Source organism: Arthrobacter sp. UNCCL28 (genome assembly GCF_900102805.1).
Classification (GTDB): domain Bacteria; phylum Actinomycetota; class Actinomycetes; order Actinomycetales; family Micrococcaceae; genus Arthrobacter; species Arthrobacter nicotinovorans_A.
In genome coordinates this window covers 134,107-149,846 of the sequence record NZ_FMWE01000004.1, presented here as the reverse complement: position 1 = coordinate 149,846, position 15,740 = coordinate 134,107, and the positions used below count along the sequence as shown (strand labels likewise).

Below are 15,740 nucleotides of genomic sequence, written 5' to 3'. Positions count from 1 at the left end.
CCGTTCCATCAAAGAGCTTTGGCAAGGCTATCTCTCCTCGCTCGTACCGCGACTTAGATGAGCGAGGGCGATCGTCCGAAGCCTCTGCCTCCAGACATTTGTGCCATTGCCCTTTTGGCGCGCTGCTAGCGCGTAGGCCTCGCGCGCAACGGTCAGCTGCGCCTCGGATTCATCCGTTCCTATCTTCCTCGCCTCCGATTGGACGAGGAATCTCCAACGTGGTTGCTGCACTTCAATTAACAACTCATTGGGCAATTGTGCGGCCAAAGAGCTCACAGCCTCTGGTGGAACACCTGTGTGCAAAGCCAGCTGTTCAGTTTCCGCAGGACTGAGCTGGAACGTTCCCCGTAAGAAGTTCATGGCCTTACGCTGTGGAATGTTCAGCGCTTCCATCACCTGGTGCAGCGTAAAGGGAGGCTTTTCATGCGTCGGCCCCGAGTCTATTGTCGCGAACGGTAACGGCTTGAGTTCAGTGAGCCAGCACTCCAGAGTGTCTTCCATCTCAGCCTTTTTCTCCGCACTGGGAAACAACCATGGGGAAGTGCCTTGGTCGATGGCAGTGAGGGCGGCCGCTCTGGTGGTGCTCTTAGCCGTGTCGAGTGCCTGAGCAGGGAGCTCGCCGAGGCGACGTTCAAGAGTCTGAATTGGAACTTCGCGGGTGATGCCGAGCCAAACTGTGATTGGTAGTCCAAGAGGGTTCGTAGACGAGTCCAAGACAACTGCTTCCTGATCCAGTAACCCGGGCTCGATTGTCACGGGTGCGGCCAAGACAGTTTGAGGTGTGGACTCGCTAAGGACCAGGAGCATTAGGGTTGCGCCGGACCACCGCGCAAGCCAGAGTCCGTTACTCATAACATCAAAGTCGGATGAATCAACATCGGCGTCTTTCATTTTTTGATGGTCCGCAGCGATGGGCGTTTTTGTCCGACCTGCCAGATCCAGCAGTCTGCCCCGCTTATCTGTGTGGTTCTTGCTCATAGTTTTTGTCCTCCATCCTGAACTGACGGGACAAAGCGTGTCGTGTCCTCGGGGGGTGAACCTGGTGCGCCTTCGCTCGCTGCCGAACAAAGGGCAATGACCCGGCGTAGGACTTCCCGGGCGCTCGTCGCGTCACCGGAGATTTCTATGAGTCTTGATTTGAGCCCGCGAATTCGCAAAGCTGTTGTGCTTTTCCCGATTCCGAGCATGTCTGCGGCCGCTTTCGGGTTATCGAGGACGAGGACGAGATCGCGCTCTTGTGTGGACAGGGAATCGAAAGCTGCCGAGGCGCGCCGTTCGTAGTAGTCGTGATCCTCGTTTTCAATAACCTGCTCCAAGGGGAGCACCCCGCCTGCTTCAATATGTTCGGATACTTCGTCCTCGGTTGAGACTGTAAGCGGGTCCAAGACATGGGGGAAACGGTTGGCAATGACGTGGACGAGGGTGGCGATGTGCAGGCTTCCCTTAGCGGTAGTGAGGAGCTGCTCAAGCAAATTTTCAAGCTCACCGGTCTTCCCGAGCTGCGCACGTCGCCTTCCGTCCGAAGGTTCTGGAAAGTATGTGACGTGCACCCTTCGGGCCACTGTCGCCAAAGCAGCCAAGTCAGCAGTGCCAGCTTCAGCCGGGGCACCTGTCAGACGCCAGTAGTGACTGACAGGAGCTAGTTCGAATCTCGGATCGCGGCTCAAGCGCTTTTCCAAACGATCCCGTAGTGCACCCATAGCTGATCGGCTATGAAGATCGATCAGCCAATTGCGAACCCAGCGTCGAATCATGCGGCCCAATGCAGCGTCGTCGTCTGCTTCGAGCCGCGCCGCTGTCGCTAATTCCTTACCTCGATCGACGAAGAAGTCGTAGGCAAAATCCTCGAAGGTCGAGGCAATGTCGGCTGTCAAGCCAGGGAATCTCCCCAGTTCCTCACGGGTTGTGCGGAGAAGCAAATCGACAGTCAGGGGGCCAAAGCACTCAAGATCATGGAGTTCATCCACCATCTCAGTTAATGCAGAGTTCATTTCGTGGCCCATGCCGCCCCCGCCACCTCCTTATGTCGTAATATCCGAAATGCGTCCTTACGTCTGCGCGAACAATTGCACACCGGACCAGTCCACTTTGGCACCTGTCCGGATCCTACACGTCCAGCAAGCTTAGACTCATCAAGAATCGATGCATGGTCACTATGGTGAAGGATTATGGCAGGTGAGCCGGCTGTTCTGCACCTAGTGCAGTAGTAATGGGATTACCGCCCAACTCTTTCTGTAAGGAACCCGCCCCGGAGAACAAGGGCACCACATTGGAATTGGCAGTCTGAGAGGCGTTACCGGGTGTCACTTCGCTAGGAGTGGTTGCCCCAGGCGCCCACTCCTGAAGGAATCGTGGGGATGCCCCGAGCGCCCAGGAAGCTTTGAGGTAGGGGCTTTCTCCAAATTCCTTGACAAGCATCTGGCGAAGCAGAAGCGGCCGCTCGGGGCGTACGTCAACAGGTTCAGCTTTTCGCCACCCCTTGTAGGAGATTTGTACCATCAGCGATTTTCGGCGACTGTCAGATATGAGGCCTAGAGCATGCGCGCGGGCAACAATGGCTTGAATGGAGACACCCCAAGTTGCCTTCAATGTGAGATAGCCATTCAATGCGAGGGCCTCGGAGACGCTCTCTTGCATTGCCTCCTGGGGGATCAGTAATGCCCCTGCGAAGCGGTGCGCCTCACGCTCCCTAATCTTCTCTCCGACATCTGGCCGGAGACCGTGAAGGACAATATGTCCGAGTTCATGTGCCTCGGTGAACCGCTGACGGTCTCCTGGCTTTCCCGAAACGTAAGCGATGATGGGTCGCTCAATACGCTCGGAAGCTCGTGACGCACCATCATGTCCATCAAGCAAGCCTTCATCAACGCTCCCCACGGCGGCCACGATGATTCCGCGGCGTTCCATAGACCGAGTGAGGTTGAGAATGGGGTCCTGGGGTTCTAACTTTAGGGCGGCTCTTGTCTGAGCAGCTAGGATCTCAATGTCGTCCCCATCAATGTCGTCTTCTGCCTGGGGTAGGGATGCAAGCCGATACTTCGTACGGCTGCATAACTCTGCAGCCACACGTTCGAGTTCTTCGAAGCGAGCTATTGATGAGTCACGGCTTATGGCTGAAGCTCCCGCCAGCTTGCGGAAGGACAGTGCCCCAGAAAAAGAGGGCTGCATTTGGTCGAAGAATGAGAGTGGCATTTTCGTCGCGGCAGCTATCTGCGCCGCCGCTGAGTCCGACACCGAACGGTCCCCGCGTTCCATAAGAGATATCTGAGGCTGGCTGATCCCCGTCGCGGACGCGAGTTCTGTCTGACTCAGCCCAACAAGGCGGCGTAATGTAACCAAACGCTTACCGCGCTGCTCCTGAAGCATTGTCGCTCTCCTCGTCTCCATCGATATCAATCATTAGGTCTTCGTCGTGATCCTCGCCGACGAACTTCAATTCCTCGAAAGCTGTGCGAGTCGGCGCCAATTCCATGGAGAAGTCAATGGCCATTCGTCCTGAGTACCTTCCGGGCTCCAACGGCCGGACGGTGCGGACATTGAAGGTTCCATCGGGTCCCGGCGACCAGAGCAGGAGCAGTTTATGGACGGCAGGTGTATCGAAGAGGGAGTAAATGCCTAGATCAAGCATCGGGGTGTTTCGCCAGAACGCCCGACGTGCTTGGTTGTGTCCCGCGTGTGGTACCGCTGGGGTGGGCGGCCGCCCATCTTTAAGAAAGAGGAGAACCAGGTCTCTGTCGCTGTTAACAAACTGGAGTTGTCCCATTAGATTGGGATTTCCGTGAAGCGTCCACCCTTCGACACCGGCGGTGTGAAGGTGCTCTCGGACGCCAAGTCGCATGATTCCCGAGCGCAGGAACGACATGTTGCCTGCGTTCCTGTATGCAGGCAAATGCTTGTCGGCGTCTAGAGCGGCGGTTGCTAGAGCCTCGTGGAGGGGCTCAGTCAACGTCATCAGTTCGGCGTATAGACGGAGTGCAAGCTCGTGGTCCGGTGACGTCATGTTTATGAGTCCTTTCTGCGACTTGCAATAATATTACATGGAAAATCAACTACTGTTGTGGTGGGCTCAGGTGCATGAGTGGGTCATGGGTCGGACGAGTGTCCCCAGCGTTTTTGTCTTCATATGGGTCCTTCCATGCGGGACCCCGGGCGAACTAGGAACTTATGAGGCAGCTTTCAAGGCCATCGTGCTGCCGCACGACCTGACCATTAACTGCACTGCATCGATGCCGCTGCGGAGTTCGGCTGTCTTTCCATGCTTGGGCGCAATGTCTCTGTGATGAAGGCCCAGAAGCCAAGGGTCAGATTCGCGATGAGATTGCCTTCTGGGAACCCTGGACTTGGGGGAGTGCTAGGTGCGCGGAACTCCGGTCTTCTCCCGTGCGAAGTTTAAGCTCTTAAGCGCATTATAGTTTAGCTTGGAAAGTTTCTGTTGGCCGTTGCGGTGGACCCGGTGAGGGTCGTTGTCTAATGCGCGGGCAGATCAGAGCCAATCGAGATATTGTTGCCCCGGACGTTATTGTACTAATTGCGGATCGCAACATCACGAATGAGTTTGAGGGTTTGGAGACACCGACTTTTATCGAGGTAAAGAGCTCCACAAGAACTCACGTCCTTCTGGCTACAGAGTGGTCAGGTACCTTGGGATTAGGAATAATGAGGAGTGAGCTCATCATTGACGGGCCACTCTGTTCTTCGGATTGCCGGCGGGTGCGCTACGGCTCCAACTTTGTGGTGGGAGATAAGTCCTCGACTCTCCGCATCAAGTATTCGAACAGGCGTCCTGGGTCGCCAGCGGGACCTCCGGGAAGCTGCTCCCAGGCAGCCGAGATCCGCGGCGCATCGGGATGGAATAGGTGGCCTGCGGATAACCGCAAACCAAGTTACTTGCTGTGCCTTGATGGCGCAGCTGACTTTTTGTCCGCGAACCACGATGGTAAACGCCATGCCGGACCCGTTAAACCACAATCGCCACCAGCAGAGGAATCGCTTCTGCGGGTAGCGAACGTGGTGCGCTTCGTTACGAGTCGCCCGGGTTGTGCTCTTTGCGGAGTCTGGTCTTTCTTTCATGCCAGGTTTCGGTTACTGACCAGCACTGCAGGCAGATGTAATCGTCCGTAGCCATTGCCAGTGCGTATTCCCTGTCAATCTGTGGGTGTTCACCGGGGGAGCACTCCGGCTCGCCCGACGCAACGAACGCAGCGCGTCTCCGTGCTACTTCACTCATTTGAACCATAAGAATCACTTTCTATCGATTTGGGATTGAGTAATAATTATATCATTTTTGAGCCTGGAAAGCAAATTAAATTCAAATAGTTAGGAATGCTGTCTATCATGATGTTGATGAGATATCGACCATTTAGAAGTTGTTATGATGACACCCTCTGCGGGCGTGAGGCCAAATCCCTATGAATCTCTAGAGACGCGTAATCTGCACTTTTCATGTATTCAAAGTTCCGCGGAGGTTTGATTCCAGTCGCACTGCTAGCGAGTTGTGGGTTCCCGGCCCCGTCGTCGCAAATTTTAGCTCCTGAAAGGTGGGAATTTGAGCCATTATACTAGGTCATATTTTCAGCTTTACGTAATATCCAGCTCTCGGTGCGATCAGGTTAGCGGTAGCGGTCGGGCAGTCGCTAAGCACGATCATTACTCCCGCTAGACAAGCGTGGCGTTGAAGCAGCGCAGGCTTTAGTTTCGCAGCCCGCTAAGCTGAGAGTCGCCGTTGGCCATGCCAAGGCAAATGCGTATAAGCGAACGAACGGCCCCGGAGGGACAATCGAATGGCTCGGCCGACAGTTCAGGACGTCGCGAGGACCGCAGGTGTGTCCGTGGGCACTGTGTCGCGCGTCTTGAATGGGAGTTCGGCTGTCAGCGCGTCGGCCAAGGAGAAGGTCAACGCCGCCATAAAGCAGCTCAGCTATCGTCCTCTGGCCTCAGCGCGAGACCTAAGAAGAGACCGGACCATGCGAGTCCTGGCCTTGGCCAAGAACTTGGACTCCCTTGTAATCAGCGAAGTTTTCCGCGGTGTCGGCGACGCTGCGGCGGACTCGGGTTACGTCAGCCTCATCGCAGCGACGGACGGAGACCTGGACCGCGAACAGCAGCTCGTGGACATGCTGCGCAACGGCTCTGTGGACGGACTGGTGATCTTCTCGCCCACGATGCCGGACGAAGACGTCAACACGGTCGCTGAGCAGCTCAGCGTCATCCAAGTCTGTGAAATCGTGGATGCCGATGCCGCGTTCGGCGTCTCCATCGATGATCGCCAGGCCGCCTACGACATCACCAAACACCTGATCAACACCGGCGCCAAGAAGCTGGCCATGCTCGCCCACAGGGGTGCCCGCTCAGGACGGCTGCGTGAAGAAGGATTCCGCCAGGCACTCGCGGAAGAGGGCCTGGAACCAGACCAGATCCTATTCGGCGAAGGCAACTTCGGTTTCCACGCCGGCCGTACGCTCGCCAAGAAGCTCCTCAAAGCAAAAGACCGCCCGGACGCCGTCTTCTGCGGGACCGACGTCGTCGCTGCCGGGTGCGTTCGGGAACTCACGGATGCCGGACTCCGCGTTCCACAAGACATCGCCGTGGCAGGTTTCGATGACTCTGCCCAGGCAGAGATGTGTGTCCCGGAGCTAACCACGGTAAGACAGCCGGCCTACGAAATGGGCCGAGTCGCCTTCGCTGAACTCCTGGAACGCATGACGGTCGAGGGCTCACATCGCAAGGGACGAACCTTCCTCCCGCACGAACTCGTCATCAGAGACTCCACCAAATAAAGAGGGTTGACAGCCCTCAGTGGTCCCTGTCACACTACTTTGGAATCGATTCCACGGCTGCAAGGCCGATTCTTTTGAACACAGTTGGAATCGATTCCACGAACCAAAAAGAACTACCGGCAAAGAAGCCACCCTCAGCACGCGGACTAGCCAAAACGCGCGCTGAAAGCCACCGCCCACAGACCCCAAAGGAGCCACTTGTGGACTTGAACCGACCTGCTTTTCCGCTCCAGAGCCAGAACCAAGCAAAGCCCCGCAACCGAAAAGCCTTCGCATCAGCGGCGACAGCAATAGCCGCAGCCCTCCTCAGCGCGTGCGGCGGGGGAGCAGCACCCCAAGGTGCGGAACAGGCGGCAGCTGCCGATCCGGCGTCGGGCGCTAATGCCAGCGGCAACGTGAACATCTGCGGGGTCAAGGACGCGAGCGGTATCTACAAGGGAACGGCGGAGGCGTTCACCAAGGCGAACGGCAAGGTCACGGCCAAGTACACCGAGATCGGCGCCACCACGGATGAAGCCCGCACGCAGATCGTTCAGCGGCTCGAAGGCAAGTCCACCGAGTGCGACCTCTTCGTCACGGACGTCATCTGGACTTCCGAGTTCGCCTCCCAGGGCTGGCTGCTGGACCAGACCAAGCTGGTGGAAGCCAACAAGGACCGGCTCATTCCCTCCACTGTGGAAACCACCAAGTACGAGGACAAGTACTGGGGCTCGCCGTTCTTCACCAACGCCGGCTTGATCTACTACCAGAAGGACAAGGTAGCCAAGCCCGAGACCTGGCAGCAGCTCTATGCGGAAGCCGCCAAAGCTCCCGGCAACGGCTTCGTCTACCAGGGCAAGCAGTACGAGGGCCTCACGGTGAACTTCCTCGAAATGCTCTACAGCGCAGGCGGCGAAGTCCTTGATGACCAAGGCAACGTCAAGATCGACTCCAAGGAAACCCGCGACGTCCTCAACTTCATGAGCGACGGCCTCAAGAACGGCTCAGCCGACCGCGCCGTCCTCACCTACAACGAAGACCCCGCCCGCCTCGCCTACGAGTCCGGCGACTTCGGATACCAACGCAACTGGCCGCACGTGTACCGCCTGCTCAACGCGACACCGCTCGCGTCGAGCTTCGCGGTCGCGCCGCTGCCGGCATGGGAAGGCGGCAAGGCTTCCGGCGTGCTCGGCGGCTGGAACCTCGCTATCTCGGCCCACTCCACCAACCAAGCCGGAGCTGTCGCCTTCATCGACTTCGCCACCACCCCCGACTGGCAGAAGCACGTGGCCATGGACTACTCGCAGGCCCCGGTGAACGAGGCCGCCTACTCGGACCCGGCCGTGCTGCAGAAGATGCCGTTCGCCACCGAACTCCTTGCCTCCGTGAAGGGTGCCAAGCCGCGCCCGATCTCCCCGGTCTACCCGCAGATCAGCCAGGCGATCTACAAGAACGTCTACGCTGTCCTCTCCGGCACCGCCTCCACCGAGGACGCCGTGAAGAGCATGGCTGAGGAAATCACCGCCGCTAAGGCGAGCTTCTGATCATGGCCCTCAAGACAATTCAAGCCAGCGGCGCACCCGGAGGCCGCTCGCCAAACCGCGTAAGCGGCCGCGACCGGGCCGAGCGGAAGCTCGCGTTCCGCATGACCGCCCCATCGCTGGTCATCATGGCGCTGGTTGCGGCGGTCCCCATCGGCTACGCGATCTGGCTCTCGCTGAACCAGTACAGCGTCCGCACCGCTGGCCTGTCCCGCTTTGTCGGACTGGAAAACTACATCAACGCCCTCGTGAGCCAAGAGTGGTGGGCAGCGTTCGGCCAGACCTTCCTCTTCGCGGGTCTCTCCGTCAGCCTGGAACTCATCCTCGGCACGGCCATGGCGCTTCTGCTCAACCTCGCGTTCAAGGGCCGCGCCGTCCTCCGCACCGTGGTGCTGCTGCCGTACGCGATCATCACCGTGGTCAGCGCCATCACGTGGCAAACGATGTTCCAGCCGAACATGGGCCTGGTCACCAACGTCCTCTCCACGCTGGGGCTGCCGGGCGGCGATGTCGTGTGGCTCGGTGAGCACGGCTACGCGATGGCCGTGATCGTCATGGCCGACGTCTGGAAGACCACCCCGTTCGCGGCACTCATCATCCTGGCCGGCCTGCAGGTCATCTCCGCCGAAACGTACGAGGCCGCAGAACTCGACGGCGCCAGCAAATGGCAGACCTTCGTCAACATCACCCTTCCGCTCCTGCGCCCGGCAATCGTCCTCGCCGCGATCTTCCGCACCATGGACGCCCTCCGCGTCTTCGACCTGCCGTTCGTCCTCACCCGCGGCGCCAACGGCACCGAATCCATGTCCATGCTCGCCTACACCCAACTGCGCGAAAACCGGCTGGTGGGCGAAGGCTCGGCGCTGTCCATCCTGACCTTCCTCACCGTCATGGTGGTCTCCGTCATCTACGTCCGCTTCGCCGGCGGCAACATCCGCGACGTCGCCAAGGAGGAACAATGAGCACGCTGACTGCAGAACGCACGACGCCGGAACTCGCCACGCGCCCCAAGGCGCCGAAGCGTCGCTTGCGTGGGGAATCGAAACTGCATCCCCTGGTATGGGTGTTCGTGGTGGCCGTCATGGCTTTCTCGCTCATCCCTTTCTACTGGCTCGTCAACACCTCCCTCAAGAAGGGAGCGAGCCTGTCCAAGGGCGAGCTCTTCCCGAGCCAGCCGACCCTGGAGAACTATCTGGTGGTCTTTCAGAACCCCGAGTTCCTCCTGGCCTTGCGCAATTCGGTGATTATCGCCGTCGTGACTACAACGGTGGCGCTGGTGTTCGCGTCCTTCGCCGCCTATGCGCTGGCCAGGCTGAAGATGCGCCGCAAGGCGATGATCCTGACGCTGGTCCTCTCGGTCACCACGTTCCCGGCCATCGCCATCGCGGCCCCGATGTTCTCCATCTGGCGCGAGATAGGCCTGTACGACACGTTGCTGGGCCTCATCATCCCGAAGCTGACGTTCGCGTTGCCGCTGGCGATCTACACGCTGACGTCGTTCTTCAAGGAGATTCCGCGTGAGCTGGAGGAATCCGCGTACATGGACGGCGCCACGCCGTTTGTCGCGTTCCGGAAGGTGATTCTGCCGCTGGCGGTTCCCGGCCTGGCCACGACGGCGATCCTGGTGTTCATCTCGGTGTGGAACGAATTCCTCCTTGCCGTCACGCTGACCACCTCGCCGGAATCACGTCCTGTCCCGGTGGCTATCGCGTTCTTCAGCGGCACCAGCGAGTTCGACCAACCCCTTGGCACCATCAGCGCCGCGTCGGTGATCATCACCATCCCGCTCGTGATTCTGGTGCTCTTGTGCCAGAAGCGCATCGTGTCAGGCATGACGGCCGGCGCGGTCAAGGGCTAAGCCCGTCACGAAGTCCCCAAACCCCTCACAGACTCTAAGAAACCACCCAAAGAACAGGAACAACGTGAGCATTCAGCAGCAGGCCCCGTCCGCAACCCTCAAGGTAGGAGTTGTGGGCATCGGTTGGGCCGGCCAGCAGCACCTCAAGGCATACAGCAACATTCCCGGCGTCGAAATTGTTGCCGTCGCCGGCATGGAGCAGGAGCTTCTTGCCCAGCTGACCGAGGAGTACAGCATCCCTCATGCCTTCGCCCGTTGGGAGGACATGATCGAGCTCGAGGACCTCGACGCCGTTAGCGTCGCCGTGCCCACGTTCCTGCACGCACCCATCGCGATTGCTTCGCTTGAACGGGGCCTGCATGTGCTGAGCGAGAAGCCGATCGCTCGCAACGCCGTCGAGGGTCAACAGATGGTGGACGCCGCCCGCAAGGCCGGTCGTGTCCTGGACGTCGCGTTCAACCACCGCCGCCGCGGCGACATTCAGGCGCTGAAGGAAGTGATCGACGCCGGCACGCTGGGTCGCCCGTACTACGCCAAGGCATCGTGGCTTCGGCGCCAAGGCATTCCGATGCTGGGCAGCTGGTTCACTAACCCCGAACTTGCTGGCGGTGGTCCGCTGGCTGATATCGGCGTCCACGTGCTGGACTACTCGCTGCATCTCCTCAGCGAGCCGAAAGTCCTGGCGGTCTCGGCGTCGACCCACTCCGAACTCGGCCCGCGCGGCCTCGGCGGCAACGCCCGCTACACAGCGTCGAATTCCAGCCATAAGTTTGAAGTGGAAGACTTCGCCTCTGCATTTATTCGCCTGGAAGGTGGCGGTACCTTGATCCTCGAAGCTGGCTGGGCCACCTACCGCGACGAGCGCGACCTGATGGACTTCACCGTTTACGGGACCGACGGCGGTGCGGACTTGCGCTCGGTCGGCGCCTCCGAGAACCCGGTAGCGGACGTCCACGTCTTCACCGAGAAAGACGGCGAGAACGCTGATTTCGAGGTGGTGGCCGAACCCGGGCGAGCCCACCAGGCCGTCGTCGACGATTTCATTTCCGCCGTGCGCGGTGGCGAAACTGTATGGGGAAGCCATGACGGTTCGCTCGCCCTGAGCCGCGCGCTGATACTCGACGCTTGCTACAAATCCGCCCTCGAACAACGTGAAGTGGTGCTCTGAAAATGACTGATTCGAAATTGAAGATTGTTGTCTGGAACGAGGCCGTCCACGAGGCCCGCAACGAGCCTGCGACCATCGGCGAGATGTACCCGGAGGGGATCCATGGTGCCATCGCTGCAGGCCTCCGCAGTTTCTATCCTGACTCTGAGATCACTACGGCTACCTTGGCCGATCCCGAGCACGGACTCTCCGAAGAAGTCCTCGCACAGACTGACGTGTTGCTCTGGTGGGGGCACATTGCGCATGAGGAAGTTAGTGACGAAGTGGTGGAGCGCGTGCAGCGGCACGTCCTGGGCGGAATGGGTTTGGTGGTGCTGCACTCCGGACACTTCGCCAAGATCTTCACCCGTTTGTTGGGCACTACCTGCTCGCTGAAGTGGCGCAACGAGGGCGAACGCGAGCTGGTGTGGACGGTCAAGCCTTCGCACCCGATCGCGGCCGGGATTGAGAGCCCGATTGTGATTCCCCAGCAGGAAATGTACGGCGAGCTGTTCGACATTCCCGAACCCGATGACCTGATCTTCATCAGCTCGTTCACCGGGGGAGAGGTGTTCCGCTCCGGCGTGACGTTTTCCCGCGGCAAGGGCCGGATCTTCTACTTCAGCCCCGGCGACCAGGAATACCCCGTGTACCACCAGCCGCAGATCCAGAAGGTCATCGCCAACGGTGTTGGTTGGGTCGCTCAGCCGGGTGTGTTCCGGGAGGCGCCGGGGGTTTCCAACCCTGCGCGGGGGTGGTTCGAGGAGGCATAGGGCCGGGCTGCTCGCTGGGTGAGCGCCGGTCGGCGCACTTCGTACGGACAACAACGGAGGCTGGAAGTATTTTCCGGTTTTCTGCACTACTATGAGGGGATTGAAAGGAGTTCATGTGACCTCTGAACCGCTTCCTCTGGAGCCCTTCGTATCGTCCACCAACGCTGCGTCCGCTCTGGAATTACTAGGCCTGGACAGCGATACGCTGACGAACTCCGTGCTGAGGGGCGTCCGTCAGGCGCAGAACATTACCAACTTTCACCCCGTCACTGCCCGCGGTTTTGTCCAGTGGTCCGAGACGGTTGCAGCTCTCCGCGAGCAACTCAACGAGCGTGACTGGAGACAGGCAGACCCTCAGAACTCTCCACGGGTTTTGTCGCCTGACGGACTGACGTCGATCATGGTCATTGGTGGCAATGCGAATACTGCTGTTTCGGAGGACTTGACCCCTGGGACAGCCCGACGCCGCGGTCCGGCTACGGGTGCAGCCGTCCAGTGCAACGGCCAGCAGATGCTCGACCTTATTTTCGAGTTGCCCTCAATTAGGCAAACCCAGCCACCGCTAACGTGGGTGCTCCTGTATCACTGGTCCAAGGATGAGCCTGTGGTCAGGGCTGAGTTGTCGCTGCCGGCCCAGATCGTTGATGGCAACATCACGCAGTGGACCAGCAGGATTTTCCTGCCTCCCACTGACGTATCGGATCTGGAAATCTCACATCGTCCGGCCGGACCTCAGGACGACGTCGACTTTAGGATCGTTGAACTGTCATGACGCTAGAACCCTCTCGGATCACTCTGGCAAGGTTGCGGGCGGGAATCAGTAAAGCTCAATTGGCTGAGCGTCTTGACGCTACGCCGCGCACGGTGACGAACTACGAGACGCACGGCGCACCGGACAGGATGGCTGGTGCGCTAGCCCTTGCGATTGGGTGCAAACCTGCGTTCTTGTCTCTGCCCCCAACCGAGCCACTTGAAGAGGACCGGGTCTTTTTTCGGGCCCGTCGTCGCTCCAGTGCAGCGCAGAAACACGCGGCAACGTCTGCCGGTCGTGTCGGCGTGGAACTTTACGAATTCCTGACCTCCCATTTCGAACTCCCGGGGCTAAGCGTTCCTGATTTGTCGCTGCTGGGTCCTCTCCAAGCAGCTCAACAGCTTCGTGCCGAGTGGGGGCTAGGGATTGATCCGCTTCCGAACTCTGTGCGGCTGGCGGAGGCGCATGGTGTGCGCGTCCTGAGTCTGCCCGCTGGGGCTGAAGAGGTGGATGCTTTCAGTCTCTGGGAAGGCGGGCTGCCATATGTCTTCCTCTCCACGATGAAGACTGCAGAGCGTTCCCGTTTCGATTTAGCGCACGAGTTGGGACACCTTGTGCTCCATGCGGGCCTGGATGCTTCCACAGTAAGTGAGCGAAATGCTGAGAAAGAGGCAGACCAGTTCGCCTCGGAGTTCCTCATGCCTCGCGTACTCCTGCGCTCCAGTGTCGGTCGCGAACCGTCTGTCGATAGTCTTCTTCGACTGAAGGCTCATCTAGGCGTCTCCGCCATGGCGCTTGCCTATGGGTTCCATAAGGCCGGCATCTATACCGATTGGTCCTATCGCCAAACTTGCGTTGATCTGACTCGTCGCGGATATCGTTACGGAGAACCTGAAGGAATGGTCCGTGAGACTTCCAAAGTTTTCGGATTTGTACTCCCTGCATTGAGGAGATCGAAAGGTTGGGGTGTCGAAGACATTGCGCGTTCCATGGGTGTTTCGAACTCTGAACTGCACGGGCTGACCTTTGGTCAAGCTTTGAGCGCAGTGGGGGACCGCGCTGCAGTGCAAAAACCACAACGTTCCAGCGCTCAGCTTTCACTCGTTCGCTAGATGCGGGGCCTCAAATGTAGTCCGCTACCCATGCCCACCCGCCTCCAGCCCCGCCCCGACAGCCGCAACAAACGCATCCGTCTCCGCTGACCGCCGGCTCTTCAACCACAGTGCCGATGTCCGCCAGGCCAAGGGATCACCAACCAGCGGCCGCCACACCATCCCCGAAGGCAACGGCGTCCAGGGCTCCTCGTTGAAGTGCACGCCCCGGCCGGCCATGATCAGCCCGTGCGTGAAGTGCTGGTTCCGGGCATGAACGATAGCTGCCGGCAAATACCCGGCGTCCCGGCACGTGTGCAGGAATGAGTCGTACAACGTAGGGGCCATATGCCGCGGGAAGATGATCAACGGATTCCCGGCCAGGTCACCCAACGGCACAGCCTCCAACAAAGCCAACGGATGCGAGGCATTCAGAACCACCCCAAGAGCCCGCGAGTACAGTGGCCCTGACTCAAAACCCACGCTGCTCAAAGGGTGACGGACCACCGCAACGTCCAGTTCGCCGTCGCGCAGTCGCTCAACCTGCTCAACGGTGGTGAGTTCGTGCAAATTCAGCAGAACGTCAGGCGCAGACGCAGCAAACGAAGAGACCATGGTGGACAGCGCAACAGGGTTCGTGTCCGGCGGCACGGCCACCTGCAGGATGCCCGAAGCGCCGGGACGGATCCGCCGCATCGACTCCTGCGCCATGGCCACATGATCCAGCACCCCACGTGCGTGTTCCAGCAGCAAAGCGCCGGCCTCGGACAGCTCCACACCGGTACGCCGCCGATGAAACAACTGCACCCCGAGCTCTTTCTCCAGGTCCTTGATGCGCTGCGAAAGCGGCGGCTGGGCCATGTGCAAGCGCTGGGCGGCGCGTCCGAAATGCAACTCCTCGGAGAGCACCACGAAGTACTTGAGATGGTGAAGGTCCATCTCCGCACCATACCAGTTTGGTATCAAGCCGAGTAGATATTGATGTTAGACGGGTCACATTTACCGATGGTCAGATGGGAGTCAAGAAACCCCAACCAACCAAAGGAATCTCCCCAATGTCCCAGGATGTCCTCTTCGAACAGACCGGCCCCACCGCCATCATCACGCTCAACCGCCCTGACAAGCTCAACGCCTGGACCGACGCCATGCGCACCGAACTCATCGACTACCTCGAAGGCCTCAAAGGCAACGACGAGATCCGCACGGTCATCCTCACCGGCAGCGGACGCGCGTTCTGTGCAGGCCAGGACCTGGCCGAGACCGCGTCCATGAACCCCGAGGATCACGAGTCCGCGGAAGCATGGATCGACGGTTTCGACCGCCTCTACCGGGCCGTCCGCAACCTCGACCAGATCACCATCGCCGCGGTCAACGGCGTCGCCGCCGGCTCCGGCTTCCAGTACTCACTCCTCGCGGACCTCCGCGTCGGCGACTCCAAAGTCCGCATGGGCCAGCCCGAAGTCCTCTCAGGCATCCCCAGCATCACCGGCATTTGGGCCATGTGGAGCATCCTCGGCAAGTCCAAGACCTCCCAGTTCGTCCTCACCGGCGAGCTGGTGGACGCAGCCGAGGCTCAGCGTCTCGGCCTCCTTAACTACTTGGCGGACGACGGCGGCGTGCTGGCTTACGCCAAAGACCTCGCCGCCCGCTTGAGCCTCCTTCCCCCGGGCGCAGTCCGCCTGACCAAGAACCGCCTGCGCAGCCTGGAAGACGACGACCTCACCGACGCGATGGCAGAAGCCAAGCGCGTGCACCGGGAGGCCTACGGCACCGGCGAACCGCAGCGCGAAATGGCCCGCTTCCTCGCCGGCCGCCGCTGAAGGG

The 15,740-nt window shown here is 59.7% G+C and carries 14 protein-coding genes; 9 read left to right on the top strand and 5 right to left on the bottom strand.

The genetic code is table 11. The annotated features are described in order from the left end of the window. Nucleotides 1-27: 27 nt before the first annotated feature. The 4 genes from BLQ01_RS13035 to BLQ01_RS13020 form a co-directional block, all read right to left on the bottom strand. Nucleotides 28-978, bottom strand: a complete 951-nt coding sequence (locus BLQ01_RS13035; RefSeq protein ID WP_091552172.1) for a hypothetical protein — start codon at nt 976-978, stop codon at nt 28-30. Beyond that, nucleotides 975-2,003 (bottom strand): hypothetical protein, encoded by a 1,029-nt coding sequence (locus tag BLQ01_RS13030; protein WP_091552170.1) that lies wholly within the window; start codon nt 2,001-2,003, stop codon nt 975-977. Before BLQ01_RS13030 ends, BLQ01_RS13035 begins: the two co-directional genes overlap by 4 nt. Before the next feature lie 163 nt (nt 2,004-2,166). Further along, the gene (locus BLQ01_RS13025) at nt 2,167-3,366 is read right to left on the bottom strand and encodes a helix-turn-helix domain-containing protein (RefSeq protein WP_175493436.1); all 1,200 of its coding nucleotides are present in this window, start codon (nt 3,364-3,366) and stop codon (nt 2,167-2,169) included. Continuing rightward, the gene (locus BLQ01_RS13020; RefSeq protein ID WP_091552167.1) at nt 3,344-4,000 is read right to left on the bottom strand and encodes a hypothetical protein; all 657 of its coding nucleotides are present in this window, start codon (nt 3,998-4,000) and stop codon (nt 3,344-3,346) included. The genes BLQ01_RS13025 and BLQ01_RS13020 overlap by 23 nt, the downstream gene beginning before the upstream one ends. Nucleotides 4,001-5,780: 1,780 nt before the next feature. Between BLQ01_RS13020 and BLQ01_RS13015 the strand changes: the two genes are divergently transcribed. The 8 genes from BLQ01_RS13015 (at nt 5,781) to BLQ01_RS12980 (ending at nt 13,937) form a co-directional block, all read left to right on the top strand. Then, complete coding sequence (locus tag BLQ01_RS13015) at nt 5,781-6,776, top strand: LacI family DNA-binding transcriptional regulator (RefSeq protein ID WP_091552165.1); 996 nt, start codon at nt 5,781-5,783, stop codon at nt 6,774-6,776. 200 nt (nt 6,777-6,976) lie between these two features. Next, nucleotides 6,977-8,299 carry an ABC transporter substrate-binding protein gene (locus BLQ01_RS13010; protein WP_091552163.1) on the top strand — a complete coding sequence of 441 codons (1,323 nt, stop codon included), beginning with the start codon at nt 6,977-6,979 and terminating at the stop codon, nt 8,297-8,299. Nucleotides 8,300-8,301: 2 nt separating this feature from the next. Beyond that, the gene (locus BLQ01_RS13005; RefSeq protein WP_091552162.1) at nt 8,302-9,258 is read left to right on the top strand and encodes a carbohydrate ABC transporter permease; all 957 of its coding nucleotides are present in this window, start codon (nt 8,302-8,304) and stop codon (nt 9,256-9,258) included. Continuing rightward, on the top strand, nt 9,255-10,154 hold the full coding sequence (locus BLQ01_RS13000; RefSeq protein WP_091552160.1) for a carbohydrate ABC transporter permease: 900 nt from the start codon (nt 9,255-9,257) through the stop codon (nt 10,152-10,154). Before BLQ01_RS13005 ends, BLQ01_RS13000 begins: the two co-directional genes overlap by 4 nt. A 64-nt stretch (nt 10,155-10,218) precedes the next feature. Then, on the top strand, nt 10,219-11,322 hold the full coding sequence (locus BLQ01_RS12995; protein ID WP_091552159.1) for a Gfo/Idh/MocA family protein: 1,104 nt from the start codon (nt 10,219-10,221) through the stop codon (nt 11,320-11,322). A 2-nt stretch (nt 11,323-11,324) separates the two neighbouring features. Continuing rightward, nucleotides 11,325-12,074: a ThuA domain-containing protein gene (locus BLQ01_RS12990; protein ID WP_091552157.1), complete on the top strand. Its 750-nt coding sequence runs from the start codon at nt 11,325-11,327 to the stop codon at nt 12,072-12,074. A gap of 115 nt (nt 12,075-12,189) precedes the next feature. Next, nucleotides 12,190-12,846, top strand: a complete 657-nt coding sequence (locus BLQ01_RS12985) for a hypothetical protein (RefSeq protein WP_091552156.1) — start codon at nt 12,190-12,192, stop codon at nt 12,844-12,846. Further along, complete coding sequence (locus tag BLQ01_RS12980; protein ID WP_091552154.1) at nt 12,843-13,937, top strand: ImmA/IrrE family metallo-endopeptidase; 1,095 nt, start codon at nt 12,843-12,845, stop codon at nt 13,935-13,937. Before BLQ01_RS12985 ends, BLQ01_RS12980 begins: the two co-directional genes overlap by 4 nt. A 24-nt stretch (nt 13,938-13,961) precedes the next feature. Here the strand turns inward: BLQ01_RS12980 and BLQ01_RS12975 are convergent, their stop codons facing one another. After that, on the bottom strand, nt 13,962-14,855 hold the full coding sequence (locus tag BLQ01_RS12975) for a LysR family transcriptional regulator (RefSeq protein WP_091552153.1): 894 nt from the start codon (nt 14,853-14,855) through the stop codon (nt 13,962-13,964). Between the two features lie 116 nt (nt 14,856-14,971). On the opposite strand from BLQ01_RS12975, the gene BLQ01_RS12970 reads away from it, so the two are divergent. Beyond that, a complete protein-coding gene (locus tag BLQ01_RS12970; protein ID WP_091552151.1) occupies nt 14,972-15,736 on the top strand; it encodes an enoyl-CoA hydratase/isomerase family protein in 765 nt (254 codons plus the stop codon). Nucleotides 15,737-15,740: the final 4 nt, after the last annotated feature.

Excerpts from the sequence above, each read along its gene's own strand:
- BLQ01_RS13035 (WP_091552172.1), bottom strand. The coding sequence starts at position 978 with ATGAGCAAGAACCACACAGATAAGCGGGGCAGACTGCTGGATCTGGCA.
- BLQ01_RS13030 (WP_091552170.1), bottom strand. The coding sequence starts at position 2,003 with ATGGGCCACGAAATGAACTCTGCATTAACTGAGATGGTGGATGAACTC.
- BLQ01_RS13025 (WP_175493436.1), bottom strand. The coding sequence starts at position 3,366 with ATGCTTCAGGAGCAGCGCGGTAAGCGTTTGGTTACATTACGCCGCCTT.
- BLQ01_RS13020 (WP_091552167.1), bottom strand. The coding sequence starts at position 4,000 with ATGACGTCACCGGACCACGAGCTTGCACTCCGTCTATACGCCGAACTG.
- BLQ01_RS13015 (WP_091552165.1), top strand. The coding sequence starts at position 5,781 with ATGGCTCGGCCGACAGTTCAGGACGTCGCGAGGACCGCAGGTGTGTCC.
- BLQ01_RS13005 (WP_091552162.1), top strand. The coding sequence starts at position 8,302 with ATGGCCCTCAAGACAATTCAAGCCAGCGGCGCACCCGGAGGCCGCTCG.
- BLQ01_RS13000 (WP_091552160.1), top strand. The coding sequence starts at position 9,255 with ATGAGCACGCTGACTGCAGAACGCACGACGCCGGAACTCGCCACGCGC.
- BLQ01_RS12990 (WP_091552157.1), top strand. The coding sequence starts at position 11,325 with ATGACTGATTCGAAATTGAAGATTGTTGTCTGGAACGAGGCCGTCCAC.
- BLQ01_RS12980 (WP_091552154.1), top strand. The coding sequence starts at position 12,843 with ATGACGCTAGAACCCTCTCGGATCACTCTGGCAAGGTTGCGGGCGGGA.
- BLQ01_RS12975 (WP_091552153.1), bottom strand. The coding sequence starts at position 14,855 with ATGGACCTTCACCATCTCAAGTACTTCGTGGTGCTCTCCGAGGAGTTG.
- BLQ01_RS12970 (WP_091552151.1), top strand. The coding sequence starts at position 14,972 with ATGTCCCAGGATGTCCTCTTCGAACAGACCGGCCCCACCGCCATCATC.